The sequence below is a fragment of the Exiguobacterium sp. SH5S13 genome, assembly GCF_004337085.1.
Classification (GTDB): Bacteria; Bacillota; Bacilli; order Exiguobacteriales; family Exiguobacteriaceae; genus Exiguobacterium; species Exiguobacterium aurantiacum_A.
This window is the reverse complement of record NZ_SJUS01000017.1, coordinates 48,183-65,814: the sequence shown is the minus strand read 5'-3', so window position 1 is coordinate 65,814 and position 17,632 is coordinate 48,183. Positions and strand designations below refer to the sequence as shown.

Genomic DNA, 17,632 nt, shown 5'->3' with positions numbered 1-17,632 from the left:
TACAATAGTGAACGCAAGCAATGGAACCTAAAAAAAATGACTCCGGAGCAATACCGGAGCCATCTGATCGCCGCATAAAAGACGACGCACTTTTTATTAAACTGTCCGAAAAACAGGGCTCAGTTCAGTGTCAGGTTCCTCTTTTCTGTCCATTAAAAGCGGCGAATGTTGTCTGGATCTTCAACATCGTTGCGTAACGCTCGGTCATCGAGCCCGCGAAGCTTCGCTTCTTTATCGTTCAATTTGGATTTTTCATCAAGCGTGTCTTGTTCTTGATCGACGGCCCGGTTCGGGTTGTCTGGTGCGGATTCGTTAAAAGGCTTCGAATCGACTTCCAAACCGTCAGCGGTATGATGTCCTTGATGGCCTGTATCGTGCTTCGACTCGTTGTAAGGCGCCGAATCGATTGTCAAACTTTCATTGTGACGGCGTTCGTAGTCTTCATCGACATAGATCAAAATCTTGCCGGCCTCGACGTCGCTGTAATGGCGGTTGACTTCTTCTTCGCTCAGTCCCATGTTGCGGAGCCCGGCGTGAACGTCTTCGTGGCCGCTCAAGAATGAACGGACTTTGTCGAACCAACTTGTATCGTGTGAGGCCTCGGTGTGCACGTCCGTTTTACGGCGCAAAATCGAGACGCTGTCCTCATGTTTGGAGACGACGTATATGTCTGAGTCTTTGTATCCTTTGACACGTAGCTCTTCGATTTTTCCTAGAGCCGATTCTTGCGTGTCATACATGCTAATAAATCGTTTCTCACTCATGGTTGTCTCCTCCTTATAATCGGCGATGGTCCTCTAAGCCGGAATGTCCCCGTACAATCGGATCTTCTTTCGTACCGCGTGGTTTTTCATCATGATCATTGAACGGTTTGGCGTCGAATGCAATCCCGTCTGCCTTTTCCCCTTGATCGTGGTCGAGTTCACTGTCTTTTTTATACATATTCGGATAGCGCTCGTACGAATGTTTATCAACGTAAAGCAACAGTTTGCCGTCGTCGATGGCTGAATAGTATTCCTCTGCCTCGGCATCGCTAAGACCCATATTACGCAGCTCATCGCGAATCCGGTCGCTGCCGTGAAGGAATGCTTTGACGCGGTCTAACCAATTGACATCGCGAATCCCAGACTCGGCGTTCACGTCGGTGTGATCGCGCAATGCGGAAATTTCCCCGTTCCGCTTGGCTACGACATGCATATTTTTCTCCGCTTCCCCGGCCTTTTTGAGTTCGTTCACTTTGTCCATCACTTCTTGCTCGCTATGAAATAACCCAATCATTTTACGGTCTGACATGGTCTGCCCCCTTTATCATCTCGTCTTTCGATTAAATTGACGTCACGGTATTAGTAATTTCCGTTCTGGCGAATGTTCAAACAAAAAACGCCATCTCATCTGAGACTGGCGTCATTAATAGTAAATGGTCATCGTATCGTTCCCTAGATGGCAACGCGTGCTCTTCCAGACAAACTCGGCGAGTGTCCACAGCGCCATGAAGCCGCTGATCGCTAACAACACTAATGCGTAGATGGGCGTCAATTGAATCAAAAACGACCATCCGAGCGTGAACAGGAGCGGTTGAATCAGGATCACGAAGCCGACATACACGAGAATGATGAGCAGTGCGAACAAGATGCGGCGTCCGATCGTCTGAAAGTGGTGACGGAAGCGCGTCAGTAAACCGAAGACGGCACCGGTCAGTAAGACCGGCAGCACGAAGGCGAAGTAATCGAGTGGATACGAGGCCGTCGGTGCACTGAACAGCCGCAGACTGAACAAGTCGTCCATGACGAGCAGCAGGTTGGCGTAGGCGAACGCGATAATCATGCCGAGCAGCCAGCCGAACTGGTTCCAAATGCGGCGAGACGATTTGATCGCCTCGATTTTTGTGTAGGCGAGAAACGAGACGTCACGCTTTTCGATGTCTTGGAGTTCGAGCTGCGTCTCGTTCAACCGCTCGACGGCCCAGTCGAACTCACGGTTCGCTTGCACCTTCTCATGCATTTTAAGTTCGCCTGACTGCTCGATGATGGAGCGGTAACGGCGACGATACTCGTCGTTCGTTTTTGGTTTTTCGATCAAGAACATCGCATAGGCGCGTGGGTCTTGACTCGTCAGGCCGTCGAGGGATTGACCGCTTCTTTCTGCTTGTTGAATATACCCGGCCAAACTGTTGAGCAAGCGCTCCGCTGTTGAGTTGTCGTCTAACAGTTCAGACAGATGCGTTCGCACTTGTTCGTAAAATTGCTGTACGGTCGGGTCGTTCGATACATGTGGGTTCAGGACAATTCCTCTCTTCTATATAAAATGGTCATACAGGCGGTTCGTCGTTATGGGAAAGTTTGAGCGATTCAAAGTCGCCTTGTTCGATGCTACGAATCAAGATTTCACTTCCGCCCATGTTTGTGGCGAGCGGGATCGAGTAGACGTCACAGAGGCGCATCAATGCACTCACGTCCGGCTCGTGGGGTTGGGCGGTCAACGGGTCGCGGAAGAAGATGATCATATCCATCTCTCCACGGGCGACCGAGGCGCCGATTTCTTGGTCACCGCCGAGCGGTCCCGACTTAAAGCAATGGACCGGAAGTCCCGTCGCTTCGGCGACACGTTTTCCGGTCGTTCCCGTCGCGAACAAATGATGTTTCTCTAATACGTGAGAATAGGCTTTGACGAGTACGATTAAATCATCTTTTTTCTTATCGTGGGCAATCAGGGCGATGTTCATCTTGACTCCTCCTTAAAAAGACTTCTTCTTAATTCGTATCATATTTGAACTAGAAAGACACGCCTTGTTTATCAAGGTAAAATTTTCCTTAAAAAATATTTTTCCAGTTAATATTTATTCAGGGATAAGAATTGTCTATGTTTAGGCATATGAAAATGTTGGTATTTATAAAGGGAGTCAAATAAATAATAATCATTTCAAAAGAGATTGGAGGAAGATGTCGGATGAACGATACAACGTATAATTTCAACACGTTCATGTCTTGGTTGCCAGAGCTCTTGCTTGCACTTCTTGTCCTTGTCGTCGGTTTTATTTTGGCGAAAGTTCTGGAAAACGTGACGCGCAAAGCGCTACGTAAAGCGCGCCTCGACGATCGTGTTGGTGTCAAGCAAGAAGGAGAGCCGGAAAAAGCCGGAAAAGAAGAAAAGCGGTGGACACCTGAACGGATCATCGCGAAAATCGTCTTCTTTGGAGTATTACTTCTCGCATTCTTAATCATCTTCGAATTTATGAACGTGCCAGCGATCACGCAGCCGTTTAGCCAAATCTATGAGGGCTTCTCAGGTTTAATTACCGGAGTCGTCAAAGCAGGTCTCATTCTACTCGTCGCCTGGATTATCGCGACGCTCTTGAAAAAAGCGATTCAAATGGCTGGTCATCGCCTCAACTTGAGCAAGTTGATGGAGAAGACAGGTCAGGAGTCGACAAGTGTCAACCAGACGAAATGGGTCGACACGGTCGCAAACATCGTCTTCTACTTGGTGTTGTTGCTAGCACTTCCTGCCGTCCTTGACGCGCTCGGTCTCCGAGGCATCAGTGGACCGTTTGAAGACTTGTTGAACAGCTTCCTCGCCTTCATTCCGAAACTCGTCGCAGCGGCACTCATCTTTGCGATTGGTTATATCGTCGCGAAAATTGTCCGCGATATTTTGACGAAGTTCTTGGAAGCGGCAGGACTCAACAAGTTTGCCGAGAAACTTCACTTGGAAGATTATGTGAAAGGGTCAAGCCTTGCGAAAGCGGTCGGTACGGTCGTCTTCATCTTGATCATGATCCCGGTCACAATTTCAGCACTTGAGGCACTCGACATTCGAGGCATCTCAGACCCTGCCATCTCCATGTTGAACAATGTCTTGGCCATGATTCCGAACATCATCGTCGCAATCGTCTTGATTCTCGCTGGTGTGTTCGTTGCCAAATGGCTCAAAGGGGTGGTCGTATCACTTCTTGAGAATTTGGGCGTCAACTCGCTCGCAAGCAAGATGGGTCTCGGTGGACGTTCGACATCATCGACGTCGATTGCTCAAGTAATCGGCACGATCGTTCAAATCATCATCATCTTGTTGTTCGTGTCGGAAGCTCTGCAAGTCGCCAACCTCGACTTCATGGCCTCGCTCGCGACTGCAATCTTTGCTTACTTGCCGATGGTCATTGCAGCCATCATCGTCTTGGCGGTCGGCTTCTGGCTCGCCAATATGGCAGAGCGTCTCGTCGGCAGCGTGCTCGTCGATGCGTCAGGTCAACCGAGCGTACTACGCCACGTCGCGAAGTATGCGATTCTCGGGATCGCCTTCTTCATGGCCATCAGCCAGCTCGGCATCGCGCCGATGATCGTCAATACGGCGTTCCTGCTTATCCTTGGTGCTGTCGCCCTTGCGTTCGGCCTTGCCTTCGGTCTCGGTGGACGTGAAACAGCAGCTCGCTACTTGAAAAAAGCTGAGAAGAGCATCGATGAGACGGAAGTATCAAAAGAGGGTCTCGAACAAGAGAAAGCACAAATGAATCAAGAAGCTGAAGCTGCGAAGCAACAGGCGAAGCAAGGTATCGATCAGTCGAAACGTGAAGCGGATCAAACGAAACAAGAGTTGAAACGTGAAACGAATCGGACAACGGATGTGACGAACGTGGACGGTCCAGAGCCGAACCCGTTCCATGAAAACATCACGCCAGAAGATAACCGTTCACCCGACGACAACGAAGGTCCACGTCGTCCATAATCAGTGAACTGAGCGAGTCTCTCTAGTGAGAGGCTCGCTTTTTTTTGCGCTGTGAAAAAGGGTGATTTTTGGTCGATAAACAGAATGAGAGAAGTCGGTGAAGAATAGGAGGGGTCAAAGTGTTTGAACGCTTTCAAAATACGTTAATCATGAATTATATCGTCGGTTCAGGAATCGCGGTGTTCGGTGTCGGGGGTCTGTTCATCTTCCAAACGCTCGAACTGTCCCGTGCTGAAGTGATGTCTTTGTTTGCGATCATGGCGGTCTCAGTTGTCGTCATGATCAGTCTCGAATTACTGATGTATCGGCGTCACATCCGGCCGATTCGGAGCGTCTTTCGAAGTGAGGCGCCTAGTTATGAGGCGCTTCAACAGGCGTTCGATCAGACGAGTCACTTTCCGACGTTGACGGTAAAGCGCATACTAGGACCTCATTTATTTGGTCTTTCAGTTTCGTCCATGAGCTTGACCGCATTGGCGATTCAACAAAACTGGATCGATTTGCCGTATCGTTTGATTGGAATGGCGGCTTTTGGGGCGGTATTGATCGCGATTTTACATGCGCTCATCGAGTTCTTTTTGACGTATCGGTCGGTCGAGCCGTTGTTGCTTCATTTACAAGATCAAAGTGAGCAGCTGTACGATACCCCACTCCAGGCGTCGTACCAGTCAATTAGCGTCCGGACGAAGCTTTTGATCAGTATGCTCGTCATCGGGGTGTTTCCGGTCATGTTGTTCATTCTCGCTTCGGGCGTCCAACTGTCGACCGTCGAGCAAGTCGACGCATATTGGCAGTGGGCGGCTTTGATTTTAGTCGTCATCATCGGTGTCGCGACGTTCAGTAGTCTGCTCCTATACGACAACATCAAGCGTCCGCTTGCCACGTTGACACAAGGGGTCGAACAGCTCGATGCCGGCGAGCTGAAACCGATCGATAACCCGTATGCTGATGAGTTTTCGCAGCTGGTGAACGGGTTCAATCAGCTGGTGAAGAACGTCAATGAACGCGAGGACGAAAACGAGCAACTGCTGAACAGCTTGTTCGTCTTGTTCGCGGCTACACTCGACGCCCGTGATTCCTACACAGCCGGCCATTCGGAACGAGTGGCCGCCTATTCTGTCGAACTGGCATACGCGTTAGGTTTACCGCAGGCGCAGATCGAGTTGCTCCGTAAATCGGCGTTGCTTCATGATATCGGGAAGATCGGGATTCGTGACGACGTTTTGTTGAAAGAAGGAAAGTTGACAGATCACGAGTTCGCCCAAATTCAAGAGCATCCGACAATCGGGATTCATATTTTGAATCAGATCACGTTGCCGGTCTCACTTCAGCCACTCATGACGGGTGTACGGTCACACCATGAACGAATCGACGGGAACGGCTATCCAGACGGATTGTCCGGTGAAGCCATCCCGCTCTTTGGCCGCATCATGGCAATCGCTGACGCCTACGACGCGATGACGTCAGACCGTCCGTATCGGCAAGGGATGCCTGTCGAGAAGGCGCTGTCGATTTTAGAGAGCGGGCGCGGCATCCAATGGGACGCGGCGTTCGTCGATGTGTTCGTTCAGCTGCGCCGTGAGGCGTTGTCCGCCTAAACGATAACAGGTCTGTCTCCGCGGAGACAGACCTGTTTGTCAGATGAACGTTTCGACGACGTACACCCCGAGGATGCCACCGAGCACGACGAGCATCAAGTTGACGCGCAGCAAGGCGAGCACGGTCGCGAAGGCGCCTCCGGCCAAGGCTGACGACAGGCTGCTCGTCGAATAGAGGATACCCGGGAAAATCAAGCTCGCGAGCACGGCATACGGCGTGAACAACAAGAAGCGCTTCAAGAGCGGCGGTAACTTCAAGTCGCGCAGCCAAAGGAGCGGCACGAGCCGCGGGACGTACGTGACGAGCGCCATAGCGAGGACGAGCAGGAACAGACTGATCATGTTACGCCCTCCTGTTCATAAAGCAGGGCGCCGACCCCGGCGGCGACGATTGTCGCGATGATGATACTCAAACCCGATGATAGCGGAATGAACGGGGCGACACCCCAATAGAGCACGACTTGGGTCACGACGGCAAGCGCCGCGACGACGATGACCGGTTTTCGCGTAAGCGATGGGACGAGCAATCCGATGAACATGGCGTACAAGGCGATGCCCATGCTCGCCTGGACTGACTGGGGGAGGCCGAAAGCGAGAAATACGCCGATCCATGTCCCGACGTTCCAAGCGAAAAAGGCGATCAAGTTCAAACCGAGGACAAAATGGCCACGTGTCGCTTCGTTCCGAGTCGAGGCGACACTGAACGTCTCATCGGTCACCCCGAACGCGATGGCAGCCAGGAAACGGTTCGAGGTTGTCTCGATCCGTTGCGACAGCGAGGCCGACATGAGGAAATGGCGCAAGTTCAAAATGAACGTCGTCAAGACGATCTCCCAATACATCGAACCGGCCATGATCAATTGAATACCGATGAATTGGCTCGCACCGGCAAAGATGAATAACGACATGGCCAACGTGATGACGTTTGGCATGTCGAACGATTTGGCGAGGAGACCAAACGCGATCGCGATCGGAATATAACCGACCGCGACCGGGATACCGGCGCGCATTCCGGAGCGGAACGCGTCTTGGTTGGATAAGGGAGTAGCTTGCTGGATCGGAGTCGCCATCGGCTCTCCTCCTTTCAAAATAGGTGATGTCCATTCATTCGAGACGAAGGAATGGTTTCCTGCTCACATGATTAAAAAATAGGGTATAGATAGGCGATAAGGAGAGTGAACATATGAGTCGAGCCGAAGAATTTATCGCATCGTACCATCGGATTGAAGATTATTTGAGCCGTGAGATGGGGGACGGACAACATTTCAGCTTCAGCAACATGGTCAACCGTCTCGCCAAGCATAATCCGATCATCGAACGGTATAAAGAAGATTTGCACCAAATGAGCCAGTTGCGCAACGCGATCGTCCACGAGCGGCGAGAGCCTGATTTCATTATCGCCGAACCACACGACTCGATCGTCGAGTTGATGCTCGAAGTGGAGCGGGAGCTGTTGCACCCGCGTCAAGTCATCCCGCTGTTTCGTAAACTCGTGACGACGTTTAATGCCGATGACGCGTTAGTCGAGGTGCTCGGTGAGATTCGGGATAAAAACTATTCCCAGTTCCCGGTCTATAACACTGACGGCTCGTGGCGCGGTTTATTGACAAAAAAAGGAGTGACCAGCTGGCTCGCCGAGACAATCGACGGCCCGCACGTGTCACTCGAGGGCGTTCAAGTTAAAGACGTACTTCATCATGATCCGCATCTTCGTCGTTACCGTTTCGTTGCGAAGGAGACGTCTGTCATCGAGGCGCATCAACATTTCATCAACATGAAAGACGGTGTGCGCCTCGACGCGCTCTTGATCACCGAGACCGGGGAAGAGAGTGAACCGCTTCTCGGTATCATCCGACCGCAAGATATTTTATACGTGATCGGTTGAGGCCATGTGCTCGATCGCGACCTCGTATTGGGTGACGGTATTTCCGAGGACGACGGGCTTCACTTCAGACGTGCCGTCGTCCCGTTTTTTATGGGCGTGTTTATAGGCACCGCTGTCGCGCCAATTTTCAAAGCTCGCAGCGTCGCGCCACGTCGTCATGATCACGACTTGATCTTTCGTTTCGTCAGACGTATCGGTCAACACTTGCATGCGGATAAATCCGTCCATCGTCTCGATTCCTTTTGTCGTTTGGAACCGGGCTTTGACCGCATCGACTTTCCCTTTTTCAACATCTAGTTTGTTCATCACAATCCACATCGAGATGTCCTCCTCTGCAAATTCGTACACGTCTAGTATACATGGGGCACCTCGCTTCCTAGCGACTAGATGCTCGGACTTAGCGTTTGGCCCACCAGTCTTCGAACGTCCAGTTGTTTTGCTTCATCGTCGTCGCTTCCTTCACACCGACGTAGCGGAGATGCCACGGCTCATAGTTGTAGCCGGTGATCTTTTCTTTCCCTTTTGGATAGCGAACGATGTAACCATAGCGGTGCGCGTTCTGGATCATCCATTTGCCTTCAGGTGTCTGATCGAACGAGGCGTATAGTCCCATCCGCATCTGTTGACTCGTCATATCGACGGCAAGCCCGGTTTGGTGCTCACTGTGGCCGGGACGAGCGACATACATCGAGGCATAGGCCGTGCCACGAGCGTTGACCCAATAATTGTAGAGTGATTTTTGCGTGGCGTAGGACCGGTACGCGCTCAATGCGTAAAGCGTGTGTCCTTGTTTTCGGCCGTCATAGTAGAGACGAGCGAGCGCGTGCGCCGCCTCGGCAGCCATGAGCGTCCGTTCGCTTCCTTTCGCATAGACGGTCGGGATGGTGAGCGTGACGAGTTGACGGGACCGATAGGACGCGGACAGGCCATGTTGCTTGTTGACGAGCCGCAACCGCTCCGTTGACGTGAGTTTCGGGATACCGGCCTTTAGATTGCTCGATGGTGTGAAGTAGCGGGTGCTCCCGATGTAGACGTTCGACCAGCTTCGATTGTACGTTGTGTAACGGACGGGTGTGTTGGTGAGGAGTGTCTTGGCGACCGGGGACGATTGCATGGCCCGCCAGTATAGTTTCGTCGTCTTGATCGTGTAGCCGGGCTGAGGTGACGGGGTGGCGGCATAAGTAGACGAGGCGGTGAAGACGAGTACGAGGATGAGCAGCAGGCGGATGAGTTTCATTAGGACGACCCCCTTATGCATGGATAGTTTTCCTTTCCCTTTTTTTGAAATGATGAAAAGACGAGTGATTAGGGAATACTCAAACGACAGTCTCCGTCTCGTGACCCGATAGATGTACAGCCCAAGCCCGATGTGCCGGGGGCGAAGACAAAGTAAACTGATTATATAGGGAAGAACTGTGAACTAGAAGAGAGGAGTGGACGCATATGGAACTTGTTTTTGGCTTACCGTTGTTATTGCTCGTCCTATTCTTTGCCTTTTTGTATTTCAACATCAAAGGGTTATCGAATATGTGGAAAGACTACAACCGGACGAAATCGATGATCCCGCTCGGTTTTTTCATCATCGCGATCCTCGGAATCTTTACCGGGGTTTGGACATGGCTCGTCATTTTGATCTACTACGCCGTTCGTCCGAAAGAGTGACTTGACACCTTGTGCGAAAGCGCATGGTGTTTTTGGTATACTGGGGACGAGGTGTTGTCATGGAGAAATTGATCAAGGCGTGGTTCATCATCACGCTCATCACATTTATGTTATTCAAGCTCGGTGAGACGATGACGTCCGCCTATACGGAGCCAGCGGGCGAAGGAAACCCGTACGTACTCGTCTTGCTCTCCGGCTGGCCGTTCGTCTTGTTGTTCATTTGGATCACCGTCCGGCTCGCCAGACGAACGGTCGCGTCGGTGAACGGTCTCGCGCGGGTCGGTCTCTTCGCTGGGAGCATATTGATGGCGGGGATCGGGCTATACGTGAACTTCGGGCAGGCAAGTTCGTTGCGGGATGGGATACGAGCTTCTGAAAATGCGGCGTACGCGTCGGGTTGGAACCAGTTCACGAACATCATTTACGCGAATCAACTGACGTTTTTCGTGCTGACAGTCAGCTGTATGGCGCTCGGCATCGTCGTCTCATTCGTAACTTCAACTAAAGACGAGGAACAGCTCAAGTAGCCGTTCCTCGTCTTTTTAGGTCAGTTTGCTTTGGTAGAGGCGGGCGTAACGGTCGGCGGCGATGATGGCGTCGGCCACATCTTCAGGCGACACGTCGAAACCGCTATGAATCGTTTCCCCTTCAGCGGTCGCTGCTTGACCGACTTTCAAGATATCTTCTCGTGACGCGTCTTTTAGTTTCACGTCTTCGAGTGTGACCGGCAAATCGAGCGCCATGTAAAGGGCGACGTACCGTTCGAACTCGGCTTGCGTCCGTCCTTCAAGCGCGAGCTGGACGAGTGTCCCGAACGCGACTTTCTCACCGTGCGTCAAATGATGGATCTCCCCGTCTAAGGCGGTGAAGCCATTATGGATGGCGTGGGCTGCCGCTAATCCACCGCTCTCGAAACCGAGACCGCTCAATAGCGTGTTCGCTTCAACGACATCTTCAAGCGCTGGCGTGACGACTTTTGCTTTTACCGATTCATAGGCCGGAATCCCATAATCGAACAACACTTCTTCACAGCGTTTGGCGATCGCTTCGGCGGCGATCGTCGGGACGCCGCCTGCCATCGTCTTGCCACCGAACGCGAGGACACTCCGGACCTCGACCCACGTCGCGAGTGCGTCGGCGATCCCTGAGGCGAGGAAGCGGGCCGGGGCCTCGGCGATCAGTTTCGTGTCAACGAGGACCAAATCGGGATTCTTCTTATAAAACCGGTAACTCTCAAAATTACCTTCATCCGTATAGATGACCGAGAGGGCACTCGTCGGGGCGTCAGTCGAGGCGATGGTCGGCACGATGACGATGCGGGCATTAAGCGCATCGGCGACGGCTTTGGCCGTGTCGAGCGTTTTCCCGCCGCCCATACCGATGACGAACGACGTCTCGTTCGCTTCTGCCACCTTGGTGATCCGTTCGATTTCGTGGCGCGATGCCTCCCCGACAAAGTCAGCTTTCTCGGCGTTCACACCGCTCGACGTCAACGAGGCGGTCACCCGTTCCCCGATCAAGCGCCAGACGATATCGTCGGCGATGAGAAGTGCCTGTGAGCCGAAATGCCCGACATAATCCCCGATCCGGTCAATTGTATTCTTGCCTTGCACATACTTTGCGGGACTGATGAAAACGCGTTCTGACATATTCAACATCCTTTCTCAAATGAATGTGGCGATGGGACAACATGTGTCTGTTCCCGATTTAAGGCGTGTTTCAAACGAATAATCATGTGACATCTCAGCGAAGCGAGGTCACATGTTCGTCCACATTCCGCCGAGTACTACGAGGACGACAATTAGAGCGGCGACAGCGAGAAATCCCCATTCAAGTATCGATTTGGTCACGATGGTTCCCTCCTGATGACTGATAATCCGAGTATAACGAGTTCAGGCACCGTTCCTGTTTCAAAAAAATGACCAGGTCAAAAAAAGAATGACGTCTCGTCGTGTCGAGCGTTCGATGGTTTGAATCGAACCACAACGGGAACATTTAATTCGTATGCTTATTTCAGAAGGAGGAAATCACATGTCTAAACACGTACTGATCGTCACGACATCTGCCAATAAATTAGAGAACGGCCACGAAACAGGGTTATGGCTCGGGGAGTTCGCTGAACCGTACCTTTTGTTCGAGAAACAAGGCTACAAAGTAACGATTGCTAGTATCGAAGGTGGAGACGTGCCAATCGATGCGAACAGCCTAGAAGACGGGTTACCGGAAGAAATCTTAAATACGAAAACCTTGTTGAAAGATACGGTCCGCCTTGATCAAGTAGCGGATGAGACATATGATGCTGTCTTCCTTCCAGGCGGACACGGGACAGTCGTCGACTTCCCAGGAAGCGAGACGTTACAGCGTGTCGTTCGAGACGTGTACGAGAGCGGCAATATCGTTGCAGCTGTCTGTCACGGCCCGATCGGCCTCGTCAACGTCAAGTTGAGCAACGGCGAACCACTCGTGAAAGGTAAGCGCGTGACTGGATTCACGGATGCTGAAGAAGTCGAGATGCAACTCGATTCAGCTGTACCGTTCTTGTTAGAGACGGCCCTTCGTGAGAAGGGCGGAGATTTTGACAAAGCAGACAATTGGGCTGTCAACGTCGCCGTCGATGATCGCCTTGTCACGGGACAAAACCCGCAGTCTTCTGAGCAAGTCGCGGAAGAAATCGTGAAAATTTTAGGATAATGATGCGAACGACCTAGGGCTTGACCTAGGTTGTTCTTTTTTTTGGACATATGTCCTTTTCAAGCATTTTATTCTCGCGTACAGTAAGACGAGGAGAATAGGAGGTAAGTATGGGAATCATTTTTGCAGTACTCTCGGGCACGTTCATCGCGCTACAAGGCATCTTTAACGCAAAGCTTGGTTACGCGGTCGGGGCCTGGTTGTCCGTCACGATCGTCCACTTTGTCGGACTCATACTCGCTTTGGGCATTTATGCGTTCAAACGTGATGCAGACATGACGGCGTTCCGGCGTGTGCCATGGTATTACAGTTTAGGTGGGTTATTTGGCGTCTTCGTCGAGAGCTGACGGCCATCCAGCGACTCGGTGTGACGTGGGCAATCTGCGTGTTGCTCGTCGCCCAATTGATCGGGGCGTTCCTTATCGATTTGAACGGTTGGTTCGGGATGAAGAAGAAGCCTGTCAATCAAGGTCAGATCATGGGACTCGCCTTGATGGTTGTCGGTATCGGGATTTATACATTCACGTGAGGAGGGGTGACATGGGAGTTGAAGCTGCGTTAACACGCCTTAACTGGCACCATCTTTTTTCGACGGAGACACTCGCGGCGTCGTCGATCGTGACATTTCCCACCGGTGCGATGTTGTGTGCGAACGATCAAACGATTGAGTCGTTGTTCGTCGTTTTAGAGGGACGCGTCAAAATTTATACGTTGAGCGAGGAAGGGAAACTGAGACTCTTGCGGTTGAAGACGGCGCCGTCTTTGATTGGCGATATTGAGTACGCCAGCGGCCGGGACGTCCTGCATACGGTCGAAGCGGTCGGGGCGGTCACGTGTCTGCGCATCCCGTTTGAAGCGCTGCGGACGCATAACCGGACGATTGAGTTTACGGAACATCTGCTCCGCGGGGTGTCGGAAAAGTTATTTATTGAGGCGAACGCCTCCTCGAATCATCTGATGTCGACGCTTGAAGAGCGGTTAGCAGGCTATCTCGTCTCACTCAGTGCGTCAGGAAATGAGTTGTTCCAACAAGAGATGAGTCAGTTGAAACGGAAAGAAGTCGCCGAATGGCTCGGGACGAGCTATCGCCACTTGAATCGGACGCTGCAGGCGTTCGCGGACGAGGGACTCGTCGAACGGAGTCGGACGAAAGTGACAATTCTCGATGCGAAACGATTAAACGAACGTGCCAATGGCATGGTGTATGAATAAGGAGGCAGTTCATGTTAGTAGGAATCATTTGTTCAGCGGTGGCTGGCGCGTTCATCAGTGTACAAGCGGCGGTCAATGCCAAAATGAACGTGTATTTAGGAGCTTGGGCGACGACCGTGCTCGTCTTTATCGTCGGATTCGTCGGGTCGCTCGTCCCGCTCGCACTTTTCGGCGGAAACATCCGCGGCGTGTTCGACATTTCACCGATTTATGCGCTCGGTGGTTTGCTCGGTGTCGGGGTTGTATTTTGTGTGATGCGAAGCATTCAACTGCTCGGTCCGACATTATCTGTCTCGATCATTCTCGTGTCTCAGTTGATTTGGGCACTCGGCGTCGACCTCTTCGGAGTGTTCGGAATGCCGCGGTTATCACTGTCACCAGGCCAAATCATCGGGTTGATGATCTTGCTACTAGGCGTGATTGTATTCAAACAAGCTCAGGCGGCAGCCATCGAACATCAAGCGACGGAACAGGCTACTTCACAATGAAGTGGCTTTTTTCGTGAGCAAAACGGGTACAGGTGGATAATGGATGTCTGATATGATGAGATGGAGTAGTACAAAATATACGTAGAGGTGATGAAACAAGTGGATTCTTCCATAGTAATTGATTTAATGATCGTCATATTTTTGATCGTGTTGAACGGGGTGTTCGCGATGACTGAAATCGCGCTCATCTCGTCGAAACCGGCAAAACTTGAAGTCGAGGCGAATCGAGGCAAACGCAGCGCCAAGATCGCGCTCAGACATTCAAAAGACCCGACCGACCTGTTGTCGACCGTCCAAGTCGGGATCACATTGATCGGGATCATCAACGGGGCTTACGGGGGCGCGCGTTTTTCAACACCGCTCGCTGACTTATTCGCACAGCTCGGAATGAGCGCGCAGTATGCGCCGACGGTCGGTTACGTCGTCGTCGTCACGATCATCACGTATTTGTCGCTCATCATCGGAGAGCTTGTCCCGAAACGGATTGCGCTCGTGTCACCTGAACGGGTGACGATGTCGATCATTCCGGCGCTTGACCTGTTCAGCAAAGTCATGCGCCCGTTCATTTGGATCTTATCGAAATCGACACTGTTCTTGTTCAAATTGCTCGGCTTGAAAGCAGAACAGTCGAGTGGGGAGACCGAGCTCGAAATTAAACAGTTGTTGTTCGAAGGGGCGCAGCAAGGGGCGTTCGCCCATGAAGAAGTGCAACAAGTCGAGCGCGTCTTCGCTTTCCACGACCAGTTGATTTATGAACTGATGCAGCCGCGGACGATGCTCGAATGGGTCGACCTCGAGGATGACATGGACGATATTAAAAAATCGATTTATGAGAGTAAACACAACAAACTTCCAGTCGGACGCGATTCGCTCGACGAGTTCGTCGGCTACATCGATGTCCGTGATATTTTAACGCTCGCGACGTTGCGTGAGCCGTCACAAATTTTAAAACGCATTAAGCAGCCGCTCATCGTGCCAAAGCAACGCGAGGCCAGCCAAGTGCTGCAGATGATGCAAAAGAACGGTGTCGAGATTGCGTTCGTGCTCGATGAATACGGTGGCTTCCTCGGTATGGTCACGTTGTTCGACATACTAGAAGAGATTGTCGGAGAAGTGATGATTGAAGAAGAGACACCGGAAGTGGTCCGCCGCGCGGACGGGACGTACTTGGCGGATGGCTTGCTCGGGATTGAAGATTTAAAACGAACGTTCGGGATTCGAGATAATCGTTTCGATGAGGGCCGTAATTTGTACCACACGCTAGCAGGGCTCGTCATTTACTCGCTCGGTGACTTCCCGAAACGCGGAGACATCGTCGAGGCGTACGGGTTACGTTTCGAAGTCGTCGATATGGACGGGAAACGCGTCGACCAAGTTCTCGTGTCGATGTTGCCAGAAACGCCAAACGAAGACTGATGCCTCAGGGCGTCAGTCTTCGTTTTTGTGTGTGTTCCATGTCTCGAACGCCGCGCGCATGAGGACACGGGCGGTGTGGAGCATGGCCCGTTCGTCCACATCGAAGCGAGGATGGTGATGAGGGAAGAGGGCGCCGACTTCAGGATTGCCGGCCCCGGCGAAAAAGAAGCTGCCGGGAACGTGTTGCATGTAGTAGGCGAAATCTTCTCCGACCATGAGCGGAGACATCTCGATGACGCCGGCTTCACCGACGACGTGAGCTGCACTTTGGCGAACATGCTCTGTCTCGGCGTAATGATTGATGACTGGAGGGTAGCCGCGGATATATTCGAGCTCATACGTCGCCTCGCTCGCCGCGCAGACGTGGGAGATGGCGCGCTCCATCTCTGTGATGATCCGTTCTTGTGTTTCTAGCGTGAACGTTCGGACTGTCCCCGATAACTTCGCTTCGTCAGCAATCACGTTGAACGCCTGGCCCGCGGTAAACGTGCCGACGCTTAAGACGGCCGGTTCGAGCGGATCGGTGCGACGGCTGATGACTTGTTGCAACTGACCGACGACGTTCGCCCCGACCATGACGGCATCGACCGTATGTTGCGGAATCGCGCCGTGACCGCCTTTCCCTTTGATCGTCAGCTCGAAGCGGTCGGCTGCGGCCATGATCGGACCGGATTTTACCCCGATCGTGCCGTACGGGAGCGGCGTCCAGATGTGAGCGCCGAAGATGTAGTCGACACCGTCCAAGCAGCCGTCTTCGATCATCGGTTTGGCTCCTCCGGGCGCGAGTTCTTCCGCAAACTGATGGATGAGAACGACGTCTCCCGGCAGGTCGGTCTCACTCAAAGCTTTGGCGAGCACGAGCAGTGTCGCCGTATGGGCGTCATGGCCGCACGCATGCATCGAACCGTTCACTTTTGAGCGGTACGGCACGTCTTTCAAGTCTTGGATCGGCAAAGCGTCAAAGTCGGCCCGGAAAGCGATGGTTGGTCCGTTGCCGCCTCGGATGCGTCCGACGACGCCGTTGCCGCCGACGCCTTCGCGGACTTCGAGGCCGAGCTTGCGCAAATAAGTGGCGATCGTTTTTGGTGTCTCCTGTTCTTCAAACGACAGTTCGGGATATTGGTGAAAATGGCGTCGGAGCGACACCATCTCGTCGTACAGTTCCGTCAATCGTGAATCGAGGTCAGTCACAAGCATGATTTGCACTCCTGTCAGTTAATCATTTTTGTTTGAAACCAGCTCCATAGATTATACGTATCTAAGAGGTAAGAGTTTCTAATCGTCTAAGCGGTGTTTCCCACGATCACCATGAGTCATTGGTTACATTTTTCTAAGTTATGCTTATGGTATACGACGAAAGGGAATTAATACAGAAGTAAATCATGAAATGAGGTGTTGAAATGGGTTGGATTATCGCAATTGGTATCATCGCCGTCTTGGCGGTCATCTATTTTTCGATGTACAACGGGCTCATCAAATATCGAAACTGGGTCGACGAGTCGTGGGCGCAGATCGATGTTCAGCTGAAACGCCGTTACGACTTGATCCCGAACTTGGTCGAGACGGTGAAAGGATACGCGAAGCATGAACAAGAGACGCTCACGAAAGTCGTCGAGCTACGAAACCAGCTTGGCTCGAAGACGAGCCGTCAAGAACAGATGGAAGTGAACGATCAACTGAGCGGTGCGCTCAAAAACTTGTTCGCGCTGCGCGAGGCGTATCCGGACTTGAAAGCGAACGAGAACTTTATGATGCTTCAAGAAGAGCTGACGCAGACAGAGAACAAAGTCGCTTACTCGCGACAGCTGTATAACAATACGGTCATGAAATACAATACGAAAATCGAATCGGTCCCGACGAACATCATCGCTTCCGTCCATAAGTTCGAAAAACGCGACATGCTCGAGGCGCGAGAAGAAGAACGCGAGAACGTTCGCGTCTCATTCTAATGGATTGGAGTG

The 17,632-nt window shown here is 52.0% G+C and carries 22 protein-coding genes; 12 read left to right on the top strand and 10 right to left on the bottom strand.

Annotation, left to right across the window (positions count from 1 at the left end; genetic code table 11):
* Window positions 1-152 precede the first annotated feature (152 nt).
* The 4 genes from EVJ30_RS09885 to EVJ30_RS09870 all read right to left on the bottom strand — a co-directional run bounded on the left by EVJ30_RS09885 (window position 153) and on the right by EVJ30_RS09870 (window position 2,722).
* On the bottom strand, window positions 153-764 hold the full coding sequence (locus EVJ30_RS09885; protein ID WP_131457858.1) for a YflT domain-containing protein: 612 nt from the start codon (window positions 762-764) through the stop codon (window positions 153-155).
* 13 nt (window positions 765-777) lie between these two features.
* Window positions 778-1,293 carry a YflT domain-containing protein gene (locus EVJ30_RS09880; protein ID WP_131457857.1) on the bottom strand — a complete coding sequence of 172 codons (516 nt, stop codon included), beginning with the start codon at window positions 1,291-1,293 and terminating at the stop codon, window positions 778-780.
* A gap of 114 nt (window positions 1,294-1,407) precedes the next feature.
* Window positions 1,408-2,229, bottom strand: coding sequence for a hypothetical protein (locus EVJ30_RS09875; RefSeq protein ID WP_131457856.1), 822 nt, complete (start codon window positions 2,227-2,229; stop codon window positions 1,408-1,410).
* Window positions 2,230-2,308: 79 nt separating this feature from the next.
* Window positions 2,309-2,722 (bottom strand): methylglyoxal synthase, encoded by a 414-nt coding sequence (locus tag EVJ30_RS09870; protein ID WP_016507946.1) that lies wholly within the window; start codon window positions 2,720-2,722, stop codon window positions 2,309-2,311.
* A 224-nt stretch (window positions 2,723-2,946) separates the two neighbouring features.
* On the opposite strand from EVJ30_RS09870, the gene EVJ30_RS09865 reads away from it, so the two are divergent.
* Complete coding sequence (locus EVJ30_RS09865) at window positions 2,947-4,719, top strand: mechanosensitive ion channel (protein ID WP_131457855.1); 1,773 nt, start codon at window positions 2,947-2,949, stop codon at window positions 4,717-4,719.
* A gap of 149 nt (window positions 4,720-4,868) precedes the next feature.
* A complete protein-coding gene (locus EVJ30_RS09860) occupies window positions 4,869-6,317 on the top strand; it encodes an HD domain-containing phosphohydrolase (RefSeq protein WP_236636078.1) in 1,449 nt (482 codons plus the stop codon).
* Between the two features lie 39 nt (window positions 6,318-6,356).
* On the opposite strand, the gene EVJ30_RS09855 is transcribed toward EVJ30_RS09860, so the two are convergent.
* Together EVJ30_RS09855 and EVJ30_RS09850 are read right to left on the bottom strand one after the other, a co-directional pair.
* On the bottom strand, window positions 6,357-6,659 hold the full coding sequence (locus EVJ30_RS09855; protein WP_131457853.1) for an AzlD domain-containing protein: 303 nt from the start codon (window positions 6,657-6,659) through the stop codon (window positions 6,357-6,359).
* Entirely contained in the window at window positions 6,656-7,387 is a 732-nt protein-coding gene (locus EVJ30_RS09850) for an AzlC family ABC transporter permease (RefSeq protein ID WP_131457852.1), read from the bottom strand. The genes EVJ30_RS09855 and EVJ30_RS09850 overlap by 4 nt, the downstream gene beginning before the upstream one ends.
* Window positions 7,388-7,500: 113 nt before the next feature.
* On the opposite strand from EVJ30_RS09850, the gene EVJ30_RS09845 reads away from it, so the two are divergent.
* A complete protein-coding gene (locus tag EVJ30_RS09845; protein WP_131457851.1) occupies window positions 7,501-8,202 on the top strand; it encodes a CBS domain-containing protein in 702 nt (233 codons plus the stop codon).
* Here the strand turns inward: EVJ30_RS09845 and EVJ30_RS09840 are convergent.
* Window positions 8,185-8,520 carry an antibiotic biosynthesis monooxygenase gene (locus tag EVJ30_RS09840; RefSeq protein ID WP_070328061.1) on the bottom strand — a complete coding sequence of 112 codons (336 nt, stop codon included), beginning with the start codon at window positions 8,518-8,520 and terminating at the stop codon, window positions 8,185-8,187. The genes EVJ30_RS09845 and EVJ30_RS09840 overlap by 18 nt on opposite strands.
* A 79-nt stretch (window positions 8,521-8,599) precedes the next feature.
* A complete protein-coding gene (locus EVJ30_RS09835; RefSeq protein ID WP_070328062.1) occupies window positions 8,600-9,439 on the bottom strand; it encodes a M15 family metallopeptidase in 840 nt (279 codons plus the stop codon).
* A 206-nt stretch (window positions 9,440-9,645) separates the two neighbouring features.
* Between EVJ30_RS09835 and EVJ30_RS09830 the strand changes: the two genes are divergently transcribed.
* Together EVJ30_RS09830 and EVJ30_RS09825 are read left to right on the top strand one after the other, a co-directional pair.
* Window positions 9,646-9,864 (top strand): hypothetical protein, encoded by a 219-nt coding sequence (locus EVJ30_RS09830; RefSeq protein ID WP_131457850.1) that lies wholly within the window; start codon window positions 9,646-9,648, stop codon window positions 9,862-9,864.
* 59 nt (window positions 9,865-9,923) lie between these two features.
* A complete protein-coding gene (locus tag EVJ30_RS09825; protein WP_131457849.1) occupies window positions 9,924-10,391 on the top strand; it encodes a hypothetical protein in 468 nt (155 codons plus the stop codon).
* Between the two features lie 15 nt (window positions 10,392-10,406).
* Here EVJ30_RS09825 and EVJ30_RS09820 read toward each other — a convergent pair whose 3' ends face one another.
* A complete protein-coding gene (locus tag EVJ30_RS09820; protein ID WP_131457848.1) occupies window positions 10,407-11,513 on the bottom strand; it encodes a glycerol dehydrogenase in 1,107 nt (368 codons plus the stop codon).
* Window positions 11,514-11,895: 382 nt separating this feature from the next.
* Here EVJ30_RS09820 and EVJ30_RS09815 point away from each other — a divergent pair, with 382 nt between their 5' ends.
* From EVJ30_RS09815 to EVJ30_RS09795, 6 genes are all read left to right on the top strand, one after another.
* Window positions 11,896-12,555 carry a type 1 glutamine amidotransferase domain-containing protein gene (locus EVJ30_RS09815; protein WP_071398770.1) on the top strand — a complete coding sequence of 220 codons (660 nt, stop codon included), beginning with the start codon at window positions 11,896-11,898 and terminating at the stop codon, window positions 12,553-12,555.
* A gap of 110 nt (window positions 12,556-12,665) precedes the next feature.
* Window positions 12,666-12,902 (top strand): DMT family transporter, encoded by a 237-nt coding sequence (locus EVJ30_RS15420; RefSeq protein WP_255417553.1) that lies wholly within the window; start codon window positions 12,666-12,668, stop codon window positions 12,900-12,902.
* On the top strand, window positions 12,854-13,084 hold the full coding sequence (locus tag EVJ30_RS15415) for a DMT family transporter (protein ID WP_255417729.1): 231 nt from the start codon (window positions 12,854-12,856) through the stop codon (window positions 13,082-13,084). Before EVJ30_RS15420 ends, EVJ30_RS15415 begins: the two co-directional genes overlap by 49 nt.
* 11 nt (window positions 13,085-13,095) lie before the next feature.
* Window positions 13,096-13,767 (top strand): Crp/Fnr family transcriptional regulator, encoded by a 672-nt coding sequence (locus tag EVJ30_RS09805; protein ID WP_083274036.1) that lies wholly within the window; start codon window positions 13,096-13,098, stop codon window positions 13,765-13,767.
* 11 nt (window positions 13,768-13,778) lie between these two features.
* Window positions 13,779-14,255, top strand: coding sequence for a DMT family transporter (locus EVJ30_RS09800; protein WP_070328067.1), 477 nt, complete (start codon window positions 13,779-13,781; stop codon window positions 14,253-14,255).
* Between the two features lie 126 nt (window positions 14,256-14,381).
* Window positions 14,382-15,671, top strand: coding sequence for a hemolysin family protein (locus EVJ30_RS09795; protein WP_236634034.1), 1,290 nt, complete (start codon window positions 14,382-14,384; stop codon window positions 15,669-15,671).
* A 12-nt stretch (window positions 15,672-15,683) separates the two neighbouring features.
* On the opposite strand, the gene EVJ30_RS09790 is transcribed toward EVJ30_RS09795, so the two are convergent.
* Entirely contained in the window at window positions 15,684-16,868 is a 1,185-nt protein-coding gene (locus EVJ30_RS09790; protein ID WP_131457845.1) for an amidohydrolase, read from the bottom strand.
* 203 nt (window positions 16,869-17,071) lie between these two features.
* Here EVJ30_RS09790 and EVJ30_RS09785 point away from each other — a divergent pair, with 203 nt between their 5' ends.
* Entirely contained in the window at window positions 17,072-17,620 is a 549-nt protein-coding gene (locus tag EVJ30_RS09785; RefSeq protein WP_131457844.1) for a LemA family protein, read from the top strand.
* Window positions 17,621-17,632: the final 12 nt, after the last annotated feature.

Bases quoted from the DNA above. Each gene is read 5' to 3' on its own strand.
- EVJ30_RS09885 (WP_131457858.1), bottom strand. From the start codon at position 764: ATGAGTGAGAAACGATTTATTAGCATGTATGACACGCAAGAATCGGCT.
- EVJ30_RS09880 (WP_131457857.1), bottom strand. From the start codon at position 1,293: ATGTCAGACCGTAAAATGATTGGGTTATTTCATAGCGAGCAAGAAGTG.
- EVJ30_RS09870 (WP_016507946.1), bottom strand. From the start codon at position 2,722: ATGAACATCGCCCTGATTGCCCACGATAAGAAAAAAGATGATTTAATC.
- EVJ30_RS09865 (WP_131457855.1), top strand. From the start codon at position 2,947: ATGAACGATACAACGTATAATTTCAACACGTTCATGTCTTGGTTGCCA.
- EVJ30_RS09860 (WP_236636078.1), top strand. From the start codon at position 4,869: ATGAATTATATCGTCGGTTCAGGAATCGCGGTGTTCGGTGTCGGGGGT.
- EVJ30_RS09855 (WP_131457853.1), bottom strand. From the start codon at position 6,659: ATGATCAGTCTGTTCCTGCTCGTCCTCGCTATGGCGCTCGTCACGTAC.
- EVJ30_RS09850 (WP_131457852.1), bottom strand. From the start codon at position 7,387: ATGGCGACTCCGATCCAGCAAGCTACTCCCTTATCCAACCAAGACGCG.
- EVJ30_RS09845 (WP_131457851.1), top strand. From the start codon at position 7,501: ATGAGTCGAGCCGAAGAATTTATCGCATCGTACCATCGGATTGAAGAT.
- EVJ30_RS09840 (WP_070328061.1), bottom strand. From the start codon at position 8,520: ATGTGGATTGTGATGAACAAACTAGATGTTGAAAAAGGGAAAGTCGAT.
- EVJ30_RS09835 (WP_070328062.1), bottom strand. From the start codon at position 9,439: ATGAAACTCATCCGCCTGCTGCTCATCCTCGTACTCGTCTTCACCGCC.
- EVJ30_RS09830 (WP_131457850.1), top strand. From the start codon at position 9,646: ATGGAACTTGTTTTTGGCTTACCGTTGTTATTGCTCGTCCTATTCTTT.
- EVJ30_RS09825 (WP_131457849.1), top strand. From the start codon at position 9,924: ATGGAGAAATTGATCAAGGCGTGGTTCATCATCACGCTCATCACATTT.
- EVJ30_RS09820 (WP_131457848.1), bottom strand. From the start codon at position 11,513: ATGTCAGAACGCGTTTTCATCAGTCCCGCAAAGTATGTGCAAGGCAAG.
- EVJ30_RS09815 (WP_071398770.1), top strand. From the start codon at position 11,896: ATGTCTAAACACGTACTGATCGTCACGACATCTGCCAATAAATTAGAG.
- EVJ30_RS15420 (WP_255417553.1), top strand. From the start codon at position 12,666: ATGGGAATCATTTTTGCAGTACTCTCGGGCACGTTCATCGCGCTACAA.
- EVJ30_RS15415 (WP_255417729.1), top strand. From the start codon at position 12,854: ATGGTATTACAGTTTAGGTGGGTTATTTGGCGTCTTCGTCGAGAGCTG.
- EVJ30_RS09805 (WP_083274036.1), top strand. From the start codon at position 13,096: ATGGGAGTTGAAGCTGCGTTAACACGCCTTAACTGGCACCATCTTTTT.
- EVJ30_RS09800 (WP_070328067.1), top strand. From the start codon at position 13,779: ATGTTAGTAGGAATCATTTGTTCAGCGGTGGCTGGCGCGTTCATCAGT.
- EVJ30_RS09795 (WP_236634034.1), top strand. From the start codon at position 14,382: ATGATCGTCATATTTTTGATCGTGTTGAACGGGGTGTTCGCGATGACT.
- EVJ30_RS09790 (WP_131457845.1), bottom strand. From the start codon at position 16,868: ATGCTTGTGACTGACCTCGATTCACGATTGACGGAACTGTACGACGAG.
- EVJ30_RS09785 (WP_131457844.1), top strand. From the start codon at position 17,072: ATGGGTTGGATTATCGCAATTGGTATCATCGCCGTCTTGGCGGTCATC.